Here is a 23,155-nt window from a genome sequence, read left to right as displayed (position 1 = left end):
TGGGAGGGGGCTTGCTCCCTCCCACATTTTGATTTGCGGTATGCCTGGGAATAATTTGCTGCCAGATGTGATCACCACCCTTGCCGTGGCGTCACTGATGGCTCAATTTAGCGGCATCGTCCCGGAAGACTCCAGACTTCATGTCATCGACCTCGTTCAAGCAGTCCATGCGGCGCCTGTGGGCGCTGGATAAATTCAGCTACAGCATCCGGGTGTTTATCGCCCTCACCGGCAGCATGGCGCTGTGCTGGTATCAGGATGAAATGACCCTGCTGATCCCGCTGTTCCTGGGGATTATCGCCAGCGCCCTGGCCGAGACCGACGACAGCTGGCAAGGCCGCCTCAACGCCCTGGCAGTGACGCTGGTGTGTTTCAGCATTGCCGCGCTGTCGGTGGAGCTGCTGTTCCCCTACCCCTGGATTTTCGCCATCTCCCTGGCCCTGGCCACGTTCTGCCTGACCATGCTCGGCGCCTTGGGCGAACGCTATGGTGCGATTGCTTCGGCCACCTTGATCCTGTCGGTCTACACCATGATCGGTGTGGACCAGCGCGGCGGCGCCGTCAGTGATTTCTGGCATGAGCCGTTGCTGCTGGTGGCCGGCGCCGCCTGGTACGGTGCGTTGTCGGTGCTGTGGCAGGCGCTGTTTTCCAACCAGCCGGTGCAGCAGAGCCTGGCGCGGTTGTTCCGTGAGCTGGGGCGCTACCTGAAGCTCAAGTCGTCGTTGTTCGAACCGATTCGCCAACTGGACGTAGAAGCCCGCCGCCTGGAACTGGCCCAGCAAAATGGCCGGGTGGTGGCGGCGCTGAATGCGGCGAAGGAAATCATCCTGCACCGCGTCGGCAATGGCCGACCCGGCTCGAAGGTCAGTCGCTACCTCAAGCTGTACTTCCTGGCCCAGGACATCCACGAACGCGCCAGCTCCTCCCACTATCCTTACAACGCCCTGGCCGATGCGTTTTTCCACAGCGATGTGCTGTTCCGCTGCCAACGCCTGCTGCGCCAGCAAGGCAAGGCCTGCCAGTCCCTGGCCGAGTCGATCCAGTTGCGTCAGCCGTTCATCTATGACGACAGCTTCGCCGAAGCCCTCAGCGACCTGAACGCCTCCCTGGAACACCTGCGCATCCAGAGCAACCCGGCCTGGCGCGGCCTGCTGCGCTCCTTGCGCGCCCTGGCGGCCAACCTGTCCACCCTCGACCGCCTGCTCGGCGACGCCAGCAACCCCGACGCCCTGGCCGACGCCACCGACAGCAACCTGCTGGACCGCGCCCCACGCAACCTGAAGGAAATGTGGACGCGCCTGCGCACCCAACTCACGCCGACATCGCTGCTGTTCCGCCACGCGCTGCGCCTGTCCCTGGCGCTGACCATCGGCTACGGCATGCTGCATGCGATCCACGCCTCCCAGGGTTACTGGATCATCCTCACCACGCTGTTCGTTTGCCAACCGAACTACGGTGCCACGCGGCGCAAGCTCGGCCAGCGAATCATCGGCACCGCCATCGGCCTCACCGTGGCGTGGGCGCTGTTCGACCTGTTCCCAAGCCCGCTTGTGCAATCGATGTTCGCCATCGCCGCCGGCCTGGTGTTCTTTATCAACCGCACCACCCGCTACACCCTGGCCACGGCGGCGATCACCCTGATGGTGCTGTTCTGCTTCAACCAGGTGGGCGATGGCTACGGACTGTTCCTGCCACGCCTGTTCGATACCCTGCTCGGCAGCCTGATCGCGGGCCTGGCGGTGTTCCTGTTCCTCCCGGACTGGCAAGGCCGGCGCCTGAACAAAGTGCTGGCCAACACCCTGACCTGCAACAGCATCTACCTGCGCCAGATCATGCAGCAATACGCCGCTGGCAAGAGCGACGACCTGGCCTACCGCCTGGCCCGGCGCAATGCCCACAACGCCGATGCAGCGCTGTCCACTACCTTGGCCAATATGCTGATGGAACCTGGGCATTTCCGTAAGGAAGCGGACGTGGGCTTCCGCTTCCTGGTGCTGTCGCACACCTTGCTCAGCTACCTGTCGGGGCTCGGGGCACACCGCGAAACCCAACTGCCGGCCGAGGTGCGCGCGCACTTGATCGATGGCGCCGGCAATAGCCTGGCGGCGAGCATTGACGAAATCGCCACCGGGCTGGCGAACAAGCAGCCGATTGCGATTCAGAGCGATGCCGAGGAGGCCCTGGCGGCGGACCTGGAGCAGATGCCGGATGAGATTGATGAAGGGCAGCGGCTGGTGCAGACGCAGTTGGCGTTGATATGCAGACAGTTGGGACCGTTGCGCACGCTGGCGGCGCATTTGATCAAGGACACCAGCGCGGCTTAGACCGCTATCGGGGGCAAGCCCCCGATGAGGCCCACACAGGCCCTACATGCCATGGGCCTTCATCAGCCGCTCATAACTGCCATCCGCCTTCATCCTGGCAATCTCGCGGTCAAAGCCGGCAACGATCTGCGCATGCTCAGGGTTCTTCAGGCTGACCAGGATATGCAGGCTGTTTTCGCTCAGCGGCGTGGGCAGAAACTCCACCGCATTGCGCACCCGCGCCGACTCGCGCGACAGGTAATAGCGCGCCACATACTCATCCTCCACGGTCAACCGCACCCGCTGCGCCGCCAGCATGCGCACCGCCATGGCGAAGTTATGCACCGGCACTTTCTGCAACTGCCCATCCCCATCAAACGCCGCCGAGTAGGCATAACCGCGCACCACGGCAATGGGATAGTCGTGCAACTGCTCCAGGTTCTGAAACTCGATGGGATCGTCACGGCGCTTGATGAAACGCACGCGATTGAGCAGGTATTCGCCGGAAAACTGCCCCAAGTGTGTACGGGCCTCGTCGTACCAGGCGTTGACCAGCACGTCATAGCGCCCGTCGCCCACACCCATCAGCGCCCGCGCCCAGGGCACTTGTTCGAAGTCACTGGCATAGCCCGCACGGGCCAGGGCCGTGGTGACTATATCGGTGGCCAGGCCACCGTTGATCAAGGTGGCATCGGTAAACGGTGGCCAGGCATCCGCGACCAGGCGCAGACGCTGTGCGAACACAGGTGTCGCCAGCAACAACACTCCAATCAAAGCAACGGCACGAGACAATCGCGGCATGCTCAAAATCCTTGGCGGCAGGCGGTGGCCTTGGCTCAGGCAGGGCCTGAGGTTCTAACATTAGCTCAGATTACACAAAGAAACGGACGTCGAGAGCACTCAATAATGGCAAATTGATTTCACTCACAAAAATAGTCGATTTAGACAGAGTCGTCCGCCGCGCTTACTATCCAGAACAGACATTCAAGTGAGAACACACCATGACAGTCGATTGGGTCTGCAAACATCACACCGACCTCGGCAAGGAGCAGCTGTACGCCATTTTGCGTTTGCGCGGCGAGGTCTTTGTTGTCGAGCAGAAGTGCGTCTACCAGGACATCGATGGGCAAGACTTGGCGGGCGATACCCATCACCTGATGGCCTGGAAAGACGACGAACTGGTGGCCTACCTGCGCCTGCTGGACCCGGAGTCCCAGGGCGGCGACGTGGTGATCGGCCGCGTGATCGTGGCGCCGGTTGCACGGGGCACCGGGCTGGGGCACCAGATGATGGAAGAAACCCTCAGGCAGATTGACGATATCTGGCCTGAGACGCCGATCTTCCTGTCAGCCCAGGCCCATCTGCAGGGGTATTACGGGCGGTATGGGTTTGTGGTGGCGGGTGAGGAATACCTGGAGGATGACATTCCACATATCGGGATGCGGCGTACTTGAGGCCGCCACCGCTGAACTCAGGGATAATCCAGAACCCGCTTGATCTGGCTGAGATTCACCTCGATCCACCCCCGATCAATCGCGCCCCAATCGCGAATCCGATAATGCCCGGCATGGTTGCGGGCCCCCTCTTCCTGCTCGAACTCACACACAATATCCAGGTCCGCCAGCGCCGCAATCGTGTCCTGCGCGGTGCGCCGGGGCATACCGGTGATGTCGGTCAGCGCCGGGACGCTGCTGGCCAGCCCACTGTCGATCAGGTACGCCACGTACAGCCGGCGGTAGAAGCTGCTTTTGGTCTTGCTCACATCCATGGTTGGTCGCCTTGTGCGCTCAGGGCTTGCCCTGCAGGTCGCGATACGTGAGGTACACCCGCAGGTCGAATTCAACCTGGTGGTAGCCGGGCATCATGTAGTCGCAGAGTTTGTAGAACGCTTTGTTGTGGTCCGATTCCTTGAAGTGCGCCAGTTCATGAACCACGATCATGCGCAGGAATTGCGGTGCGGCCTCTTTGAACAGCGAGGCAATGCGGATCTCTTTCTTGGCTTTGAGATTACCGCCCTGCACCCGCGAAATCGTAGTGTGCAGGCCCAGGGCGCGGTGGGTCAGGTCCAGGCGGTTATCGAACAGCACTTTGTCGATGGCCGGCGCGTTGCGCAGGTGTTCCTGCTTCAAGGCCTGGGCATAGGCGTACAGGGCTTTGTCGCTCTGCACCCCATGGCGATCGGGGTAACGCTGCTCCAGGTAGGCGCCCAACTGGTCCTTGGCGATCAGTTGACGTACTTGCTCCTGGAGGGCAGCGGGGTAGGCCTGGAGGTATTTCAGCGCGGTCATTGGGGTCTGCAACAGAATTCGGATGGGCGCCAGTGTAGCGAATTCAGCGCACGCGGGCGCGTGACCAGTCGACCACTTCTTCAGCCATCAGGGGCTGCGCCGCCCACGGCCCCTGGATAAACGGGCAACCTTGGGCCTTGAGCCACTGGGCCTGCTCCTGGGTTTCCACGCCCTCGGCCACCACGACAACCTCAAAATGCCTGCACAGCTCAATAATGCTGCGCGCCATTGCCGCGTCCCGCACCGAGCCCGGCAGCCGCGCAACCAATTGCGGATCAAGCTTGAGCGTATCGAAGGCCAGGTCGCGCAAATGCGCCAGGGAACACTGTCCCGAACCGAAGTCATCCAGGGCGATACGCACGCCGATACGGCGCAGCAACTTGAGCTGCTTGGCGGCCTCTTCCAGGTTGCTCATCAGGCAATCCTCGCCGATTTCCACCTCCAACTGGTACCCCTCCAGCCCATAGCGCTCCAGCATCTGCTGCAGTTGATTGACCAGGTTGGGCATATTGAACTGGCTGCTGCTCAGGCTCACACTCAGCACCAACTCATCGTCGAACGCGGCCTGCCACGCCTGGCGCTGGGCGGCGATCTGCTGGTAAATCCATGCGCTCAGTTGGCTGATCAGCCGTGCTTCTTCCAGCAACGGTAAAAACAGCCCTGGCGGCACATCGCCGACGCTGGGGTGCTGCCAGCGCAACAACACCTCAACGCCGCGCAAGCGCCCATCCACCAGCGAAACCTGGGGCTGATAGACCAGGGTGAAATCCTTGTTTTGAATCGCCGTACGCACGCTGTCTTCGAGCATCAGCCGCGAGCGGGCGCGGCCGTTCATTTCCTGGTCGTAATAGCGATATTGCTGACGGCCGGCGCGCTTGGCTTCGTACATGGCGATGTCGGCCGCACGTAGCAAACCACTCAAATCCGCGCCGCAATCCGGGAAGGTGGCAATGCCGATACTGACGCCGAGCATGACATCCAAACCGTCGACCTGCTGGCACACCGACACTCGTTCGATCAGTTTTTCCGAAACCTTTGCCGCCTGCTCCGGAAAGTCCAGCTCCAGCAACGCCGTGAATTCATCGCCGCCCATGCGGCCGATAATGTCGTAGGAACGCAGACAGCCCTGCAATTGCTCCGAGACCCAGCGCAATACGCGGTCGCCGGCATCATGGCCCAGGGAATCGTTGACCCGCTTGAAACCGTCGAGGTCCAGGTACAGCAACACCAGGGACTGCTCTGTCCGTTCACTGCGCGATAAGGTGTTTTCCACCGCCTGGTAAAAACCGCGCCGGTTCAGCAGACCGGTCAGCGGGTCGGTCACGGCCTGGAACTCCAGCTGCTGGTGCAAGTGACGCACTTCGGACATATCCAGCACCGTCACCACCATGGCCTTCTGTTCAGCGGGCAGCGGCGCAGAGGACAACGCCACCGGCACCTGCTGGCCGCGGCCGGTGCGTAGAAGCGCATCATGCAGGCGCCAGGTTTCACCGCGGCGGTAGCCGGCGTACATCTGCGATTCCAGCCAGACGGGCACGTGGGGCTTTTGCAGGAAACGCAGGAAATCCTGGCCTTGCAGCTCCTGGATCGTAGCATTGAGCAGGCGCGAAATCGCCGGGTTGGCGTATTCGATCACGCCCTCTTCACTCACCACCAGGATGCCCTCGGCGGCGTTATCCAACACCGACGCATTGAACGCCCGGGCGGACTCCAGGTCATGGCTCAGGCGCTGCAAGGCTCGGCGGTTGCGCTGGTGCTCCAGCAACGCCTGGACCTTAGGCTTGAGGACGTGCGGGTCGAAGGGCTTGAACAGGTAGTCGATGGCGCCGCTGGCGTAGCCTTCCAGCACGGCGGCGGGGGATTGAGCGTTGGCGCTCAGAAATATGATCGGGGTCATGCGCGTGCGCTGGCTGCCGCGCATCAAGCGGGCGACTTCGAAACCGTCCATGCCGGGCATCATCACATCCAGCAGCACCAGGTCGACCTCATGCTGCAGCAGCAACTCCAGGGCTTCCACCCCGGACGCGGCCGTTACCACCACCCAATCATCACGTTGCAGAAGTGCACGCATGCTGATCAGATTTTCCGGGTAGTCATCGACCACCAGAAGAACCGAACTGCCATCGCCATGAGGTGGAACGCATTCCATGCTAGGTCTCTTCCTTGGGTCTACTCCGGTCACTTCTGAGAGAAAACCCGGACAAACATTGAGGCCTCACTCTAGCCCCGGATCCTGAAAATCAGAAGTGACGTGGATGCCATCATTACGCCAAAGTTCAGTCAGCCGACTAACGGTCAACCTCTACAGCCCACGATTCATGGGAAACATGGCTTTTTGGCATTCCCTTGGCGCCAATAAATTGCCAGCAAACGTTTAACAACTGGCCGACCACCGCCTATAAAGAACCTGTCAGGCCCCCGGGCCAAAGCCTTCACCCCCTGTAAAAGGCCAATGCCATGATCGACCTCTCCACTTGGAACCTGAGCATTCCGGTCGGCTCGCCCCCCGCGACCATCGACACCCCCAGGCTGCTCAGCGGCTTCAATGACCAATACTTCCAGGCCGAAGGCAGCAACGTGCAATTCTGGACCCCCGTCACCGGCACTCGTACCGAAAACGCCGTGTACCCGCGCAGCGAACTGCGCGAAACCTACGCCGACGGCCGCCTGCGCAACTGGACCTACCCCGAAGCCGACAACTTCCTGCGCGCCACCCTGGCGGTCAACCAGGTGCCCTCCAGCGGCAAGATCGTCATCGGCCAGATCCACGCCTACGACAGCCAGAAACCGCTGATCAAGCTCGAATACCAGTTCAAGGAAAAGACCCAGACCGGCAACATCGTCGCCAAGGTGCGCATGCGCCCGGATGAAGATGAAAGCCGCGTGATCATCGTCGCGTCCAATGTGCCGCTGGAGAAAAGCTTTACCTACGTGATCAACCTCAACAAAGCCGGGCTGCTCAGCGTGTATGCCGCCGACAGCGAGTGGAACGAGCGCATTGGTGCGGCGTGGGCCGCCAAACCGCTGTACTTCAAGGCGGGCGCTTATGTGCAGGACAACAGTGGGGACAGCAAGGAAGGCGCGAAGGTGACGTTTGCGAAGTTGGATATTGATCACGAGTGAACGGATCGGCCTCGATTCGAGCAGGCATTGCCCGACGGCGTCAGAGACTATTCCCACCTCTTGAACAGCCACGAGCCCTGTAGGAGCCGGGCTTGCCCGCGATGGCGGAGTGTAGCCAGTACTTCCCGCGACTGACACTCCGCCATCCCGCTAAACGACGAGCGCTGTTGCGCCCAGCGTTTATTTTATGATGGCTGTGTATGGGAGACCTTCGGGCCTGCCGGGTTCCTCGTATCCTCGGTCTGCGAACCCGCACACAGCTGCCACCCCGTCATTTCACCCCCTGCACCGAAACTGCCACCGATTACCCGGTGCTGTTAATCGACAGCGACCTCCACGCCTGCCTGCGTGAACGCCTCAACGCCGCCCTTGAATACCTCAATCTGATCGCCTGCTCCAGCCTGCCGGACTTCGCCGAGCGTGATCTTAATAACGTTGCCAATACCGCAAGCATTCTGGTGCAGGACGTGAGCGATGTCTTTTATGTGATTGAGCGACGAGGCTTTGATACCCCACCCGCGGGGTAATCAAATCCTAACAACAAGCCTGCAGTAACGCGCAATGCTGTTCACTTAAGGATTGTTGACTAATCCTCAAGCAGCCGGAAAATCCGGAGTCTGATAAGAACTCCGGATTTTTTATGCCTGTTGCTCAGGATTTAAGCGCTGTACTAGATTTTGCTGAGAGCTGGTACAGCCCTCCCTGAAAAATCGGCTGGATCTTCGAGGAGTTACCCCCAGTACGGCGTTCACGGCAACTAGGGTAAACCCCAGATACAGGCCAATATCAACGTAGACATTCCATACGCCGCACTTGGTGCCCCCGACTGAACGCTCTAAATTGAGCACCCGCGAAGAAAAACATGTGAACCACAACGACAACCGAATCTTCGGCATATATGCAACTGGATGTTACCGCCTTGTGTATTAATCAGTATTTTTAGATATCCGCGATGGAGCGAGATGTAGGAAATACTAATCAGAACTATCCGACAACTCCCTACAAAAACACACAAAGACTCAGCTGAAAAACAATACAATTCAAAAAACAGAAATTGACATTCATAATAAGTCCTCATACGGTTTAAGTGCATCGCAAAACTGCGAAGGCACCAACACAGAGGAACTATATATGAAACGTGTAATTATAGAACCGACGCTCAACAACCAGTCAAACGACGCGTACCAGACCCCTCACTTCTCAATTAAGACGGTGACTATACCTCACTACAAATTTATTCCCAACGATGGGGGGTAGCGCTATCGAAGCTTCTGATAGCAGAAAGCTAGCGATTAAATAATGATGTACCGCATGGGCTTCGGCTCAGGCAGCCACTAAAAATGAACCTCACTCATGGGTGGTCAGGCGACTATGTGTACTGCGAAAAAAAATGGCTCTCGAACGACATATTTTTAGTGCTTAAAGATGGCGCAGCTTATTCTTATTGTGGGACTATAGAAATCACGTCCAATACCAAATAAGCACAAGAGAATTTGAGCGGTTAGTGAGTTTTTCCGCAGCCGATTTCGTATCAGGCACCTTCATTAGTGAACCCTATGATACGAGACGTGTAGCGCGATTACTTCATGAAGGCTGCATATTAGGTTGGGTGCAGGGCAGATATGAAATGGGTCCTAGAGCACTAGGAAATCGCTCAATATTAGCGGCGCCCTATCCTAGAGAGAATCTCATTAAGTTGAACAAAATCAAGAGGCGCGAAGGATTCCGCCCTATAGCACCGATATGTTTAGAAGAATGTATGGCTGAATACTTCTGCCCGTCTAACCCCTCACCCTACATGCTGGAGTTTCGTAAAGTTATTTCAGCCAGCATTCCGGCGGTGACGCACGTTGATAACTCAGCGCGTCCTCAATCAGTCAATGAATTGCAAAATTTTCGTATACATCAACTGCTAAGCGCCTATCGTGCTATATCAGGAGTCGGCGTACGTTGTAACACTTCCTTAAATTTTAACGGGCGCGGCTTTATAAATAGACTTAGCGACTTGTATCGATTCGCCAGTGAACATGAACTCGACGGCTTCGTATTTGAAGACACACTTTTCCTACATTCAGATCGACCTGATGAAAACGTCAAGTAAGCTTATTTGCGTGCAAGCGCTATCCAGCTTCTCACTATGGCTTGATATTTTTTTAATCTTCACGGTTCCCGTTTATCTATGGCATGCCTCTCCTTCATCAATAGCGTTCTTGGCTTTTTGCCTGGGCGCCCCTATGTTGTTTCTAGGTCCTATCGTAGGAACGCTGATAGATCGATATGACGTAAGGAAAACACTAGTATCCGGCGTCTTACTCCGCACACTGTCTACCGTAGGGCTAGCAGTGTCTCCAGATCTTCAGAGCTTTTTGCTTTTCGTTATTTTCAAAGGTGTGTCAAATTTATTTTACTTTCCTTCGATAACCATTATAGTTCGGCAACTGATACATGCCGAGGAGCGCAAATCTTTTTTCAGCCACGTGAGTGTATTTGATCAATCTTCCAAAATTTTTGCGCCGTTACTTGCAGGCTTGTTAACGGCAGTATTAGCACCTAAGAATTTATTCTTTTTTCGGCAGTCGCCGTTTTATTAACCTTCCCACTCTTAAGGTCTATTTGCCTGGCATTCCGAACGCAAATGAATGGTACCGCTACCAACGCCCTGCCACTTTATCGCGACATTACAAGAGGACTCTCTATATTCAATGCCTTGCCCTTTCAACTACGCATAGGCTTTTTGTACTCCCTGCTTACATCGCTGGCTTTAGGAATTTACGACCCGCATTTGGCGTCCTTTCTAGCCTATGAAGGTTTACCTCCAGTTAATTTTTCAATAATCGTCTCAGCAACAGCCGGAGGTGCAATATGTGCCGCATTGCTGATGAAATTCAAATTGAGCAATTTCGATGAGATTCTTCTTCGGTCCAGCGCATTAGTTGTTTTCTCTACCGCATTAATCCTGACCGCAGTTTTAGTATTTTTCCAATTACCTGGAAGAGCCTATCTCTATCCATTGGTTTGGTTTTTGAATGGCTTCGGTTATGAAACGCTAATAATATCTTCAAATATAATCCTTCAGCAATTATGCCCTACTGACAATATCGGAAGAGTATCCATGTCTTTCAGAAGCATCCAAATACTATGCGTCATAACGGGACCTTCTTTAGGAACAATGCTAATAATCGCAGGTGGTCGCCCAGCACCTTTTGTTGTGGCTGCGGGCATGGCATTTTTAACTGCATTGCTGTCCATTGCGGTCTATTTATATTTGTACAGAAAACAATCGCACGCACCTGTCAGCTAATGCAGAATTAAACGATTATCCCGCGAATCTTCTGCCTCTTAAACTTACCTAATCAAAAACAAAAAAAGCCCGCATCGCTGCGGGCTTCTTTTTTAACGCCTAAGGCTCAATTCACCTTAGCGTTCAACTCACCTTTCAGGTAACGCTGGTACATCGCTTCCAACGAGATCGGCTTGATCTTCGAAGCGTTGCCCGCAGTGCCGAAGGCTTCGTAACGAGCGATACACACATCACGCATCGCGGTCACAGTCGCACCGAAGAACTTGCGCGGGTCGAACTCGCTAGGGTTGGTGGCCATCAGGCGACGCATTGCGCCGGTGGACGCCAGGCGCAGGTCGGTGTCGATATTGACCTTGCGCACGCCGTACTTGATGCCTTCGACGATTTCTTCAACCGGCACGCCGTAGGTTTCTTTGATGTCGCCGCCGTACTGGTTGATGATCGCCAGCCATTCCTGCGGGACCGAGGAAGAACCGTGCATCACCAGGTGGGTGTTAGGGATGCGCTTGTGGATTTCCTTGATGCGGTCGATGGCCAGCACGTCGCCGGTCGGCGGCTTGGTGAACTTGTAGGCGCCGTGGCTGGTGCCGATGGCGATGGCCAGGGCGTCGACCTGGGTCTTCTTGACGAAGTCGGCGGCTTCTTCCGGGTCGGTCAGCATCTGGCTGTGATCCAGCACGCCTTCGGCGCCGATGCCGTCTTCTTCACCGGCCATGCCGGTTTCCAGGGAGCCCAGGCAACCCAGTTCGCCTTCAACCGAAACGCCACAGGCGTGGGCCATGGCCACGGTTTGTTGGGTTACGCGTACGTTGTACTCGTAGTCGGTCGGGGTCTTGCCGTCTTCGCCGAGGGAGCCGTCCATCATCACCGAGCTGAAGCCCAGTTGGATGGAGCGCTGGCACACGTCAGGGCTGGTGCCGTGGTCCTGGTGCATGCACACCGGGATGTGCGGGAATTCTTCGATCGCGGCGAGGATCAGGTGACGCAGGAACGGGGCACCGGCGTATTTGCGCGCACCGGCCGAAGCCTGGACGATCACTGGGGAGTCGGTCTTGTCAGCGGCTTCCATGATGGCGCGCATCTGCTCAAGGTTGTTGACGTTAAAGGCTGGGACGCCGTAGCCGAACTCGGCTGCGTGGTCCAGCATTTGACGCATGCTGATAAGTGCCATTGTGTTGTCTCTCCCGGTCGAGGGTCGTTAATCGTGCAAGCCTGCCGTAGCGGCGGCTGCTATTCAAGTTATTGCAGGTCAGGCTTTGCATGCCTGGCGTGCTGAATCGTTATTGCTGATGTGGGAGGGAATTTGCCCCCGATGACAGTGGCTCAGTCAGCACATGGGGGTGCTGACAAACCGCTATCGGGGGCAAGCCCCCTCCCACATTTGGATCTCATCAAATTTGAAATCTTATTGGGCCTTGCAGCCCCGCCCGATCAAATCGTCGGTGGCGACCCAGTAAACCAGGCCTTCCTCACCTTTTGTGTGAAACGCCAACTGGTCGTTGCTGTACAGCACGCCCGAAGCCGCCACATCCTGTTTGAGGCGATAAACCTGGTCGGAACCGCCGAGGCGTACATCCACCTCACTGCGGGCCTGGTTGGCGAAGCGCCAGTTGACCTCGGCCTTGCTGTCGCAGGTCCAGGTGGTCCACTTATCGGCAGGCTCTGCCTTGTTGAACATGTTCATGCTGCTGCAACCGGCCAGTAGAGCCAGGGCTGCCAGGGCGAAAACGCCTTTCATTGCCAATCCTCGCAGCGGGGCCAAAGGCCGCCGATGCCGTCGGTTAGTTGATCAGACCCGTCAAGGGCAACCCTGTTCCTGACCGTTGGGCGCGGAGTCGTATTTCTCCAGCCGTTCGTTGCCGATGCGCTTGTTGATCACCGGCATGGTCTCGGCTTGCCAGTCAGCCTGGTAGCAGCTTTTTTTCTGCTCCGTGGCAGGTTTGCCTGCCGCCGGCGCTGCGCTTGGCGTGCTGCCGCAGCCGGCCATCAGGCCCGCCGCGATCAGCATTGCCAACGACTTGATCATGGGAATACTCCTTTTCCGGATCACGAGCCTTAGCCTTTGGCCCGGGTTTCCAGCACTTCAACGGCGGGCAGGACTTTGCCTTCGACGAATTCGAGGAATGCGCCGCCACCGGTAGAAATGTAGGAGATCTGGTCGGCAACGCCATATTTATCGATGGCCGCCAGGGTGTCGCCGCCGCCGGCGATGGAGAATGCCGAGCTGTCTGCGATGGCCTTGGCCAGCACTTTGGTGCCGTTGCCGAACTGATCGAACTCGAACACGCCGACCGGACCGTTCCACAGGATGGTCTGGGAGGCTTTCAGCAGTTCTGCAAAGTTGGCTGCAGTTTGCGGGCCGATGTCCAGGATCATGTCGTCGGCGGCCACCTCGGCGATGAGCTTGACGGTGGCTTCGGCGGTTTCAGCGAACTCCTTGGCAACCACCACGTCCACCGGCAACGGCACGCTGACCTTGGCGGCGATGGCACGGGCGGTGTCGAGCAGGTCCGGCTCGTAAAGGGACTTGCCCACCGGGTGGCCTGCTGCCGCCAGGAAGGTATTGGCAATGCCGCCACCAACGATCAATTGGTTGCAGATCTGGCTCAGGCTGTTGAGCACGTCCAACTTGGTTGACACCTTGGAGCCGGCAACGATGGCCGCCATCGGTTGGGCCGGAGCGCCCAGGGCCTTGCCCAGTGCTTCCAGTTCAGCCGCCAGCAATGGGCCGGCAGCCGCCACCTTGGCGAACTTGGCCACGCCGTGGGTCGAACCCTCGGCACGGTGGGCAGTGCCGAACGCGTCCATCACGAACACGTCGCACAGGGCGGCGTATTGCTGGGCCAGTTCGTCGCTGTTCTTTTTCTCGCCTTTGTTGAAGCGCACGTTTTCGAACAGCACGATGTCGCCAGGCTTAACGTCGACACCGCCCAGGTAGTCAGCCAGCAACGGCACGTCACGGCCCAGGGCCTTGCTCAGGTAGTCGGCTACCGGCTTGAGGCTGTTTTCGGCGGAGAACTCACCTTCGGTCGGGCGACCCAGGTGGGAGCAGACCATCACGGCCGCGCCTTTTTCCAGGGCCAGCTTGATGGTCGGCAGCGAGGCCAGGATTCGCGCATCGCTGGTGACAACACCGTCCTTGACGGGGACGTTGAGGTCTTCGCGAATCAGTACGCGCTTACCTTGCAGATCGAGGTCGGTCATCTTCAACACGGTCATGGGTGGCAGTTCCTGAATTACTGTTGAGGTTGTTTAGAGGCGATATGCAGATAATGTTCCGCAACATCCAGCATTCGGTTGGCAAAGCCCCATTCGTTGTCGAACCAGGCCAGGATGTTCACCAGCCTCGGGCCGGAAACGCGGGTCTGGCTGGCATCGACAATCGCCGAATGCGGGTCATGGTTGAAATCACAACTGGCGTGGGGCAACTCGGTGTAGGCCAGCAAGCCTTTGAGCGGGCCGCTGGTGGCGGCGTCGCGCAGGATCCGGTTGACCTCCGTCGCATCCGTGTCGCTGACGGTTTGCATGGTGATGTCCAGGCAGGACACGTTCACCGTCGGCACCCGTACGGCTTTGGCCTGGATTCGCCCGGCAAGTTCCGGCAGCAGGCGTTCGATGCCGCGCGCCAGACCGGTGGATACCGGAATCACCGACTGGAACGCCGAGCGCGTGCGGCGCAGGTCTTCATGATGATAGGCGTCGATCACCGGCTGGTCGTTCATCGCCGAGTGGATGGTGGTGATCGACACGTAATCCAGGCCGATCGCCTGATCCAGCAGGCGCAACAGCGGCACGCTGCAGTTGGTGGTGCAGGAGGCATTGGACACCAGCAGCTCACTGCCGGTCAGGCAATCCTGGTTGATGCCGTAGACGATGGTGGCGTCGACGTCCGCCTCGCTGGCCATCGGCTGGGAAAACAGCACACGCGGTGCGCCGGCGTCGAGGAAACGCTGGCCATCGGCACGGGTGTGATAGGCACCGGAGCATTCCAACACCAGGTCGACGCCCAGCGCCGCCCAGTCGATGCCCTCGGGGGTGGCACTGCGCAACACTTTCACGCAGTCGCCGTTGATATGCAGACAATCGCCTTCGACCCGCACTTCGCCGGGGAAACGGCCATGGGTGGAGTCAAAGCGTGTCAGGTATTCGATACTGGCCATGTCGGCCAGGTCGTTGATCGCAACGATTTCAAACCCGGCTGCCGCCCCTCGCTCGAACAGAGCACGCAAGACGCAACGACCAATGCGGCCGTAGCCGTTGAGTGCAACTTTGTAGGGACGCGGTTGGGGCATGGGGTTCTCGATCAAGGTTAGTTCGGTGTTGAATGTTCTGACGCTATCGCGGGCAAGCCCGCTCCCACATCAGACCGAGATCCAAATGTGGGAGCGGGCTTGCCCGCGATAGCGCCAGTACAGACAACGCAGACTGACTTAGTCTTCCAGCAGCTCTTCAGCCTGACCCAGGATGTTTTCCAGGGTGAAACCGAACTCTTCGAACAACGCTGGCGCCGGCGCCGACTCACCGTAGGTGGTCATGCCGATCACGCGGCCTTCCAGGCCCACGTACTTGTACCAGTAGTCGGCGTGCGCCGCTTCGATGGCGATACGCGCGCTGACCTGCAACGGCAGCACCGATTGCTTGTAGCCGGCGTCCTGGGCCTCGAACACGCTGGTGCACGGCATGGACACAACGCGCACGTTACGGCCTTGGGCAGTCAGCTTGTCGTACGCCTGAACGGTCAGGCCCACTTCGGAACCGGTGGAGATCAAAATCAGCTCCGGCTCGCCGATGCAGTCCTTGAGCACGTAGCCGCCACGGCTGATGTCGGCGATCTGCGCCTCGGTGCGCACCTGGTGTTGCAGGTTCTGACGGGAGAAGATCAGCGCCGAAGGGCCGTCCTTGCGCTCGATCGCGTGCTTCCAGGCCACCGCGGATTCCACCGCGTCGGCTGGGCGCCAGCAATCCAGGTTCGGCGTGGTCCGCAGGCTGGTCAGTTGCTCGACCGGCTGGTGCGTCGGACCGTCTTCGCCGAGGCCGATGGAGTCGTGGGTGTACACATGGATCACACGCTTTTTCATCAGCGCAGCCATACGGACGGCGTTGCGCGCGTACTCCATGAACATCAGGAAGGTCGCGCCGTAAGGCACCAGGCCGCCGTGCAGGGACACGCCGTTCATGATGGCGCTCATGCCGAATTCGCGCACGCCGTAGTACATGTAGTTGCCGCTGGCGTCTTCGGCCGAGACACCTTTGCAGCCTTTCCACAGGGTCAGGTTGGAACCGGCCAGGTCGGCCGAACCACCGAGGAACTCAGGCAGCAGCGGGCCAAAGGCATTCAGGGTGTTCTGGCTGGCTTTACGGCTGGCGATGGTCTCGCCCTTGGCCGCGACTTCGGCGATGTAGGCCGAGGCTTTTTCCGAGAAATCGGCAGGCAGGTCACCGGCCAGGCGGCGTACCAGCTCATTGGCCAGCTCAGGGAATTCGGCGGAGTAGGCAGCGAAACGCTGATCCCACTCGGCTTCGGTGGCCAGGCCTTTTTCCTTAGCATCCCATTCGGCGTAGATGTCGGCCGGGATTTCGAACGGGCCGTGGTTCCACTTCAGCGCTTCGCGGGTCAGGGCGATCTCAGCGTCACCCAATGGGGCGCCGTGGCAGTCTTCCTTGCCTTGCTTGTTCGGCGAGCCGAAGCCGATGGTGGTCTTGCAGCAGATCAGGGTCGGCTGCGCGCTCTTGCGGGCGGTGTCGATGGCAGTCTTGATCTCTTCCGGATCGTGGCCGTCGACATTGCGGATTACCTGCCAGTTGTAGGCTTCGAAACGCTTGGGGGTGTCATCGGTGAACCAGCCTTCGACTTCGCCGTCGATGGAGATACCGTTGTCATCGTAGAAGGCGATCAGCTTGCCCAAGCCCAGGGTACCGGCCAGGGACGCGACTTCGTGGGAAATGCCTTCCATCATGCAGCCATCACCCAGGAACACATAGGTATGGTGATCGACGATGTCGTGGCCAGGGCGGTTGAACTGCGCGCCCAGGACTTTTTCAGCCAGCGCGAAGCCTACGGCGTTGGCCAGGCCTTGGCCCAGGGGACCGGTGGTGGTCTCGACGCCTGGGGTGTAGCCGAATTCCGGGTGACCCGGGGTGCGGCTGTGCAGCTGGCGGAAGCTCTTGAGGTCATCGATGGTGACGTCGTAGCCGGTCAGGTGCAGCAGCGAGTAGATCAGCATCGAGCCGTGGCCGTTGGACAGCACGAAGCGGTCACGGTCGGCGAACGACGGGTTGCTCGGGTTGTGCTTCAGGTAATCACGCCAAAGTACCTCGGCGATATCCGCCATGCCCATCGGGGCACCGGGATGGCCGCTGTTGGCTTTTTGCACGGCATCCATGCTGAGGGCACGAATGGCGTTGGCACGCTCACGACGGCTGGGCATCGCTGTTCTCCTGAGGATTTTGAAGAGTGAATGATTAAAAGAAACGGAAAAAAGGATCGGCATTTTCCCTCAGCCACCGCCTGCGGGCAATGACAGATAGTCACTTGCAGGTGTTTTTCCTGTGCTTTGGGCGGCAATCGCTTGCAGAAACCTTTAACCGCTTCGTCTAAAGGTTATAGCGACGGCTTATAACCGCCACTTATCGATCAATATCAAAACTTTTTGATATTGACCTTGCGGGGATACTCACCCGTCACTAGACTGCTGGCCTTATGAACCTACCTGTGCCCACCCTGCGTCCTGACGACGGCGAAGAGCTGGCAGCCTTGTGCAAGGCCGCTGGCGACCCATTGCGTCTGAACGTATTGCGCGCACTGACCAACGACTCATTCGGCGTACTGGAACTGGCACAGATCTTCGCCATCGGCCAGTCGGGCATGAGCCACCATCTGAAGGTGCTGGCCCAGGCCGACCTGGTCGCCACCCGCCGCGAAGGCAATGCGATTTTCTATCGCCGCGCCCTGCCCCATACCGACCTGCTCGGCGGCAAGTTGCACGCTGCCTTGCTTGAAGAAGTGGACAGCCTGAGCCTGCCCCATGACGTGCAGTCACGCATCGGCCAGGTCCACGGGCAACGTGCCGCCGCGAGCCAGGACTTTTTCGCACGGGTTGCCGAAAAATTTCGCGCCCAGCAGGACTTGATCGCAGGTCTGGCCCAATACCGCGACAGTGTACTGGCGCTACTGGACAAGCTGAGCTTCAGTGAAGAAGCGACGGCGCTGGAAGTCGGGCCTGGAGATGGCGGCTTCCTGCCGGAACTGGCACGCCGCTTTCGGCAGGTCACGGCGCTGGACAACAGCCCGGCGATGCTCGAACTGGCACGCCAGCTCTGTGAGCGCGAGGCATTGGGCAATGTCAGCCTGCAGTTGGCTGACGCCCTGAGCAGCACAACGATCAAGGCCGACTGCGTGGTGCTGAACATGGTCTTGCACCATTTCGCCGCCCCCGCCGACGCTTTAAAGCAAATGGCCGGGTTGCTGCACCCCGGCGGTAGCCTGTTGGTTACGGATTTATGCAGCCACAACCAGAATTGGGCCAGGGAGGCCTGCGGTGATCTCTGGTTGGGTTTTGAACAGGACGATCTGGCCCGTTGGGCCACCGCTGCGGGACTCGTTCCCGGGGAAAGCCTCTATGTAGGTTTACGTAATGGTTTCCAGATCCAGGTCCGCCACTTTCAGCGACCGACTGGCGACACTCACCATCGGTAAATATCAGGAAAACATCGAGATGAGCGAATACTCCCTTTTCACCTCCGAGTCCGTGTCTGAAGGGCATCCGGACAAAATCGCCGACCAGATTTCTGATGCGGTGCTGGACGCCATCATCGCTGAAGACAAGTTCGCCCGTGTGGCGTGCGAGACCCTGGTGAAAACCGGTGTAGCGATCATCGCCGGCGAAGTGACCACTACCGCCTGGGTTGACCTGGAGCAGATCGTTCGTGACGTGATCACCAACATCGGCTACAACAGCTCCGACGTCGGTTTCGACGGCGCGACCTGTGGCGTGATGAACATCATCGGCAAGCAGTCGCCCGACATCAACCAGGGCGTCGACCGTGCCAAGCCGGAAGACCAGGGCGCCGGCGACCAGGGCCTGATGTTCGGCTACGCCAGCAACGAAACCGATGTGCTGATGCCGGCACCGATCACCTTCTCGCACCAGCTCGTGCAGCGTCAGGCTGAAGCGCGTAAATCCGGCGTGCTGCCTTGGCTGCGCCCGGACGCCAAGTCCCAGGTGACCTGCCGCTACGAAGGCGGCAAGGTGGTTGGCATTGACGCCGTTGTCCTGTCGACCCAGCACAACCCGGACGTTTCCTACGCCGACCTGCGCGAAGGCGTGATGGAGCTGATCGTCAAGCATGTGCTGCCGGCCGAACTGCTGAGCAAGGACACCCAGTTCCACATCAACCCGACCGGCCAGTTCATCATTGGTGGCCCGGTCGGTGACTGCGGCCTGACCGGTCGCAAGATCATCGTCGACAGCTACGGCGGCATGGCCCGTCACGGCGGTGGCGCGTTCTCCGGCAAGGATCCATCCAAGGTTGACCGCTCCGCTGCCTACGCCGGTCGCTACGTGGCCAAGAACATCGTCGCTGCCGGCCTGGCCGAGCGTTGCGAGATTCAGGTGTCCTACGCCATCGGCGTGGCCCAGCCGACGTCGATCTCGCTGAATACCTTCGGTACCGGCAAGATCAGCGATGACAAGATCGTCAAGCTGGTGCGCGAGATCTTCGACCTGCGCCCGTACGCGATCACCACCATGCTCGACCTGCTGCACCCGATGTACCAGGAAACCGCAGCCTACGGCCACTTCGGTCGTACCCCTGCGCAGAAGACCGTCGGCGACGACACCTTCACCACCTTCACCTGGGAAAAAACCGACCGCGCCAACGACCTGCGCACTGCCGCCGGCCTGTAATCGCCCACGGTACATAAAGCCTCGCCGGGTTTGCCCGGCGGGGCTTTTTATTGCCTGCGGGACCGCCTTCACATTTTTTGGATCCAAAGCTTGCAGGCACAATAATGGCCCTCTAGAATCCGCGCCCTCTCGGGCCTTCACCTTATTTTGGATATTGCCCTGCACCAGCCCGGGATTCATAAGTGCGCAGGCAATCGAACATTGAGGTTTTTCATGCGCATCTCCACGCTCGCCCCTGCCGCCCTTCTGCTCAGCCTGTTCGCCCTGCCGGCCCACGCCGCCGACCTGAGCGCATTGAGTGGCGCCCTGGGCTCCCAGCTGGGTGTCGGCAATTCCGGCGACTGCCAAAAGCAATCCGCAGACCTGCAAACCAAGATCGACGCGGCCGAAGCCAGCAAAGACAGCTTGAAAGTGAAGGCTTTCAAAGCGGCGCAAGACCAGATCAACAAAGGTTGTGACAAACTCGCCCAAGCCCAGGCCAAAGCCGACGCCAAGCAGGAAGCCAAGGCTGATAAGCCTGATGCCGTGAAAGCACTGGGCGGCCTGTTCAAGTAAGCCGAAACACCCGGTAAAAAGCCCCGCAGCGTCGGGGCTTTTTTGTGGGTGAAGGGATCATTTAGGCTGGGCGCCCCTTTCGAGCAAGGATGCTCATGATGCGTTTACTGATTGCTCTGCTACTCAGCGCTCTACCCTTTTCGGCCTGGGCTGAAAACTGCCCCGATGAGGCCAGGGCCCAGGTCGGCACCCTGGCCGAACAAATCCGCCTGTGGGACGACAGTTACCACCGCCTCGGCCAATCCCCCGTCAGTGATGAACTCTACGACCAGGCCCGCCAGCGTCTGGCCCACTGGCGCCAGTGCGTGCCCAACCCCACGGCGCCTGATGATCCGCTGGCCAGTTCACGGGGCACCTTGCCGCACCCGGTCGCCCATACCGGCCTCGAAAAACGCCTGGATGAGCAAGCCGTGGGAGCCTGGCTAGGCACGCGCCAGGATGTATGGATCCAACCCAAGGTGGACGGCGTTGCAGTGACCCTGGTGTACCGCCAGGGTCGCTTGAAACAGCTGATCAGCCGTGGCGATGGCAAGCTGGGCCAAGACTGGTCGACCTCCGCGCGCAAGATCCCCGGCATTGTCCAGCAACTGCCGGAACCCATTGACCTGGTGCTGCAAGGCGAACTTTATTGGCGCCTCGACGAGCATGTGCAATCGGCACACGGCGGGCTCAACGCGCGCAGCAAGGTGGCCGGGCTAATGAACCGTCGGCAGTTGAGCGACACCGACGCTGCCGGTATCGGCCTGTTTATCTGGGCCTGGCCCGAAGGCCCTGCGGCGTTTCCCGAGCGCCTGGCCACCCTGGCACGCTGGGGGTTCACCGACAGCCAGCGCTATAGCCAGCCGATCCAGGACATCATCGAAGCAGCACATTGGCGCACCTATTGGTACAACCACCCCCTGCCCTTTGCCAGTGACGGCGTGGTGCTGCACCAGGCGCAGCGCGCACCCGCTGAACGCTGGCAGGCCAGTGCGCCCTACTGGTCTGTCGCCTGGAAGTACCCCGCCTCCCAGGCCCTGGCGCTGGTACGCGAGGTGCAGTTCAAGATCGGCCGCACCGGACGTATCACCCCGATTCTGGAACTGGAGCCTGTGCGCCTGGACGACCGCCGGATCAGCCGGGTCAGCGCCGGCTCGTTGAAGCGCTGGCAGGCCCTGGATATTCGCCCGGGCGACCAGGTGTCCGTCAGCCTGGCGGGCCAAGTGATCCCTCGACTGGACCAGGTGATCCTGCGCAATACCACCAGGGTCGACCTGCCAGTACCCGACCCTCGGGACTTTCACGCCTTGAGTTGCTGGCAGCTGGAGCCCGGCTGCGAAGAACAGCTTCTCGCACGCCTTACCTGGCTGAGCGGCAACCAGGGCCTGGCACTGCCGCACATAGGCCGCGAGACGTGGAACATATTGATCCAGGCCGGTCTAATCGCAGGCTTTCTCGATTGGTTAACCCTGGATGCGGCAGAGCTTGCTAACATTGATGGCTTCGGTGAGCGCAGCCGCGCACGACTGCTCGAAGGCCTCCACAGCGCTCGGCAACGCCCCTTTGCACAATGGCTCAAGGCCTTGGGTGTACCGCCTGCGGCACGTAACAACCTGGAAGGCGACTGGCAGACGCTGGTCGCCAGAGACACCCAGGCCTGGCTGGCCATCGATGGCATCGGCCCGGGCCGCGCGGCGCAACTGAGCGCTTTTTTTCGCGACCCACATGTACAGACCCTGGCTGAAACATTACGCATGGCCGGAATAGACGGGTTTTGAACCCGACCCAGCCACCTTTGAATCACAGCAGAATTCACCCTGCTATTTGCGCACCTGGAGCTCCCCATGAAATTCCTCGCCCCTTTCGCCCTGTTGACCGTCGCCAGTTTCATGGCCACGCCACTGCTCGCCGCCGAAGAAGCCACCCCACTCACCGGCTGTGCCGCCAAACGCCAGGCCATCAGCACCCAGCTCGAACAGGCCAAGGCCCACGGCAACAGCGACCAGCAAGCCGGCCTGGAAAAAGCCCTGAGCGAAGTCACCGCCAACTGCACGGATGCCGCCTTGAGGAAGGAGCGCGAAAACAAGGTACTCGACGCCAAGCACGAGGTCAGCCGCCGTCAGGCCGACCTCGACAAGGCGATGAAAAAAGGCGACGCGGACAAGATCAACAAGCGTAAGGACAAGCTCGCCGAGTCACGCAAGGAACTGCAGGACGCCGTGGAAGAACTCGACCAGTAAAACCGGTCAGTGGTCGCGAAATTGTTTATGGCAGGCACTGCAGGCATCTTCGACTTTCTGTACGGCAGGCGTAAGGTTGCCGGCCTTGTAGGGCTGCACCTGGCTGGCGATCACCAACTCACCGGTGGCCGCTTCCAGGTCGCGTGCCAGTTGCTGGAACTGCGCCTGCTTTTGCCACACGTCGTCCTTGGCGCTGGTGTGATCCTCTTCGCGTACGCTCGGAAAATGTTTCCACGGTTCATGGGACAGCGCATCGAGCTTGACCGCGCCTTCGGCGAATTTCACGCCATCAAAGGCAATGCGCCCGCGCAGCATGCCGCCCAGGTCTTCAGAGGTCTTGAGCATCTGCTTGAAGACCGCCTTGCGCTGGCCCAGGGGCGAATTCGGATCGACGCCGCCGCAGGCGGACAGTGTCAGGCAGGCCAACAGCACAAGCGTCATTTTTTTAAAAGTCATGGCG

At 59.2% G+C, this 23,155-nt stretch carries 23 protein-coding genes; 12 read left to right on the top strand and 11 right to left on the bottom strand.

Features of this window, described 5'->3' with window-relative positions; translation table 11 throughout:
• Positions 1-140: 140 nt before the first annotated feature.
• Positions 141-2,324: a YccS family putative transporter gene (gene yccS, locus AC07OP_RS17320; protein ID WP_495102012.1), complete on the top strand. Its 2,184-nt coding sequence runs from the start codon at positions 141-143 to the stop codon at positions 2,322-2,324.
• 42 nt (positions 2,325-2,366) lie between these two features.
• On the opposite strand, the gene AC07OP_RS17315 is transcribed toward yccS, so the two are convergent.
• Positions 2,367-3,104, bottom strand: coding sequence for a substrate-binding periplasmic protein (locus tag AC07OP_RS17315; protein WP_495102013.1), 738 nt, complete (start codon positions 3,102-3,104; stop codon positions 2,367-2,369).
• A 200-nt stretch (positions 3,105-3,304) separates the two neighbouring features.
• Between AC07OP_RS17315 and AC07OP_RS17310 the strand changes: the two genes are divergently transcribed.
• Positions 3,305-3,757, top strand: coding sequence for a GNAT family N-acetyltransferase (locus AC07OP_RS17310; protein WP_027606031.1), 453 nt, complete (start codon positions 3,305-3,307; stop codon positions 3,755-3,757).
• A gap of 17 nt (positions 3,758-3,774) precedes the next feature.
• Here the strand turns inward: AC07OP_RS17310 and AC07OP_RS17305 are convergent, their stop codons facing one another.
• Genes AC07OP_RS17305 through AC07OP_RS17295 form a run of 3 tightly spaced genes read right to left on the bottom strand, consistent with a single transcriptional unit; the run spans position 3,775 to position 6,740 of the window.
• A complete protein-coding gene (locus tag AC07OP_RS17305; RefSeq protein ID WP_495102014.1) occupies positions 3,775-4,071 on the bottom strand; it encodes a winged helix-turn-helix domain-containing protein in 297 nt (98 codons plus the stop codon).
• A 19-nt stretch (positions 4,072-4,090) separates the two neighbouring features.
• Positions 4,091-4,591, bottom strand: coding sequence for a M48 metallopeptidase family protein (locus AC07OP_RS17300; protein ID WP_065925484.1), 501 nt, complete (start codon positions 4,589-4,591; stop codon positions 4,091-4,093).
• Between the two features lie 43 nt (positions 4,592-4,634).
• A complete protein-coding gene (locus AC07OP_RS17295) occupies positions 4,635-6,740 on the bottom strand; it encodes a putative bifunctional diguanylate cyclase/phosphodiesterase (protein ID WP_495102015.1) in 2,106 nt (701 codons plus the stop codon).
• A gap of 308 nt (positions 6,741-7,048) precedes the next feature.
• Between AC07OP_RS17295 and AC07OP_RS17290 the strand changes: the two genes are divergently transcribed.
• The 5 genes from AC07OP_RS17290 to AC07OP_RS17270 all read left to right on the top strand — a co-directional run bounded on the left by AC07OP_RS17290 (position 7,049) and on the right by AC07OP_RS17270 (position 11,015).
• The gene (locus AC07OP_RS17290; RefSeq protein ID WP_065925486.1) at positions 7,049-7,714 is read left to right on the top strand and encodes a polysaccharide lyase family 7 protein; all 666 of its coding nucleotides are present in this window, start codon (positions 7,049-7,051) and stop codon (positions 7,712-7,714) included.
• A 200-nt stretch (positions 7,715-7,914) separates the two neighbouring features.
• Positions 7,915-8,241, top strand: a complete 327-nt coding sequence (locus tag AC07OP_RS17285) for a fructose-bisphosphate aldolase (RefSeq protein WP_495102016.1) — start codon at positions 7,915-7,917, stop codon at positions 8,239-8,241.
• Positions 8,242-9,218: 977 nt separating this feature from the next.
• Positions 9,219-9,815, top strand: coding sequence for a carbamoyltransferase C-terminal domain-containing protein (locus AC07OP_RS17280; protein ID WP_495102017.1), 597 nt, complete (start codon positions 9,219-9,221; stop codon positions 9,813-9,815).
• Positions 9,742-10,305: an MFS transporter gene (locus tag AC07OP_RS17275; protein WP_495109914.1), complete on the top strand. Its 564-nt coding sequence runs from the start codon at positions 9,742-9,744 to the stop codon at positions 10,303-10,305. Before AC07OP_RS17280 ends, AC07OP_RS17275 begins: the two co-directional genes overlap by 74 nt.
• Positions 10,306-10,349: 44 nt before the next feature.
• A complete protein-coding gene (locus tag AC07OP_RS17270) occupies positions 10,350-11,015 on the top strand; it encodes an MFS transporter (protein WP_495102019.1) in 666 nt (221 codons plus the stop codon).
• 106 nt (positions 11,016-11,121) lie between these two features.
• Here the strand turns inward: AC07OP_RS17270 and fba are convergent, their stop codons facing one another.
• From fba to tkt, 6 genes are all read right to left on the bottom strand, one after another.
• Positions 11,122-12,186, bottom strand: coding sequence for a class II fructose-bisphosphate aldolase (gene fba / locus AC07OP_RS17265; protein WP_003177554.1), 1,065 nt, complete (start codon positions 12,184-12,186; stop codon positions 11,122-11,124).
• A 234-nt stretch (positions 12,187-12,420) separates the two neighbouring features.
• Entirely contained in the window at positions 12,421-12,753 is a 333-nt protein-coding gene (locus AC07OP_RS17260; RefSeq protein WP_017531025.1) for an MliC family protein, read from the bottom strand.
• Between the two features lie 60 nt (positions 12,754-12,813).
• A complete protein-coding gene (locus AC07OP_RS17255; RefSeq protein WP_495102020.1) occupies positions 12,814-13,041 on the bottom strand; it encodes a hypothetical protein in 228 nt (75 codons plus the stop codon).
• 29 nt (positions 13,042-13,070) lie between these two features.
• Positions 13,071-14,234, bottom strand: coding sequence for a phosphoglycerate kinase (locus AC07OP_RS17250; RefSeq protein ID WP_495102021.1), 1,164 nt, complete (start codon positions 14,232-14,234; stop codon positions 13,071-13,073).
• 17 nt (positions 14,235-14,251) lie between these two features.
• Entirely contained in the window at positions 14,252-15,307 is a 1,056-nt protein-coding gene (epd, locus tag AC07OP_RS17245) for an erythrose-4-phosphate dehydrogenase (RefSeq protein WP_027606039.1), read from the bottom strand.
• Positions 15,308-15,445: 138 nt separating this feature from the next.
• Complete coding sequence (gene tkt, locus AC07OP_RS17240; protein ID WP_065938158.1) at positions 15,446-17,443, bottom strand: transketolase; 1,998 nt, start codon at positions 17,441-17,443, stop codon at positions 15,446-15,448.
• A 272-nt stretch (positions 17,444-17,715) separates the two neighbouring features.
• Between tkt and AC07OP_RS17235 the strand changes: the two genes are divergently transcribed.
• The 5 genes from AC07OP_RS17235 (at position 17,716) to AC07OP_RS17215 (ending at position 22,695) form a co-directional block, all read left to right on the top strand.
• Entirely contained in the window at positions 17,716-18,711 is a 996-nt protein-coding gene (locus AC07OP_RS17235; protein ID WP_065938157.1) for an ArsR/SmtB family transcription factor, read from the top strand.
• 19 nt (positions 18,712-18,730) lie between these two features.
• A complete protein-coding gene (metK, locus tag AC07OP_RS17230; RefSeq protein WP_027606042.1) occupies positions 18,731-19,921 on the top strand; it encodes a methionine adenosyltransferase in 1,191 nt (396 codons plus the stop codon).
• A gap of 213 nt (positions 19,922-20,134) precedes the next feature.
• Positions 20,135-20,476 carry a hypothetical protein gene (locus AC07OP_RS17225; RefSeq protein WP_065938155.1) on the top strand — a complete coding sequence of 114 codons (342 nt, stop codon included), beginning with the start codon at positions 20,135-20,137 and terminating at the stop codon, positions 20,474-20,476.
• Positions 20,477-20,571: 95 nt separating this feature from the next.
• The gene (gene ligB / locus AC07OP_RS17220) at positions 20,572-22,233 is read left to right on the top strand and encodes an NAD-dependent DNA ligase LigB (protein WP_495102022.1); all 1,662 of its coding nucleotides are present in this window, start codon (positions 20,572-20,574) and stop codon (positions 22,231-22,233) included.
• Between the two features lie 66 nt (positions 22,234-22,299).
• On the top strand, positions 22,300-22,695 hold the full coding sequence (locus AC07OP_RS17215) for a DUF1090 domain-containing protein (RefSeq protein ID WP_027606045.1): 396 nt from the start codon (positions 22,300-22,302) through the stop codon (positions 22,693-22,695).
• Positions 22,696-22,701: 6 nt separating this feature from the next.
• Here AC07OP_RS17215 and AC07OP_RS17210 read toward each other — a convergent pair whose 3' ends face one another.
• The gene (locus AC07OP_RS17210) at positions 22,702-23,151 is read right to left on the bottom strand and encodes a c-type cytochrome (protein WP_495102023.1); all 450 of its coding nucleotides are present in this window, start codon (positions 23,149-23,151) and stop codon (positions 22,702-22,704) included.
• Positions 23,152-23,155 lie beyond the last annotated feature (4 nt).

The sequence above is a fragment of the Pseudomonas sp. GW821-FHT09D08 genome (assembly GCF_059416305.1).
The sequence above is the reverse complement of the archived record's forward strand: the minus strand, read 5'-3'. Positions and strand labels throughout refer to the sequence as shown.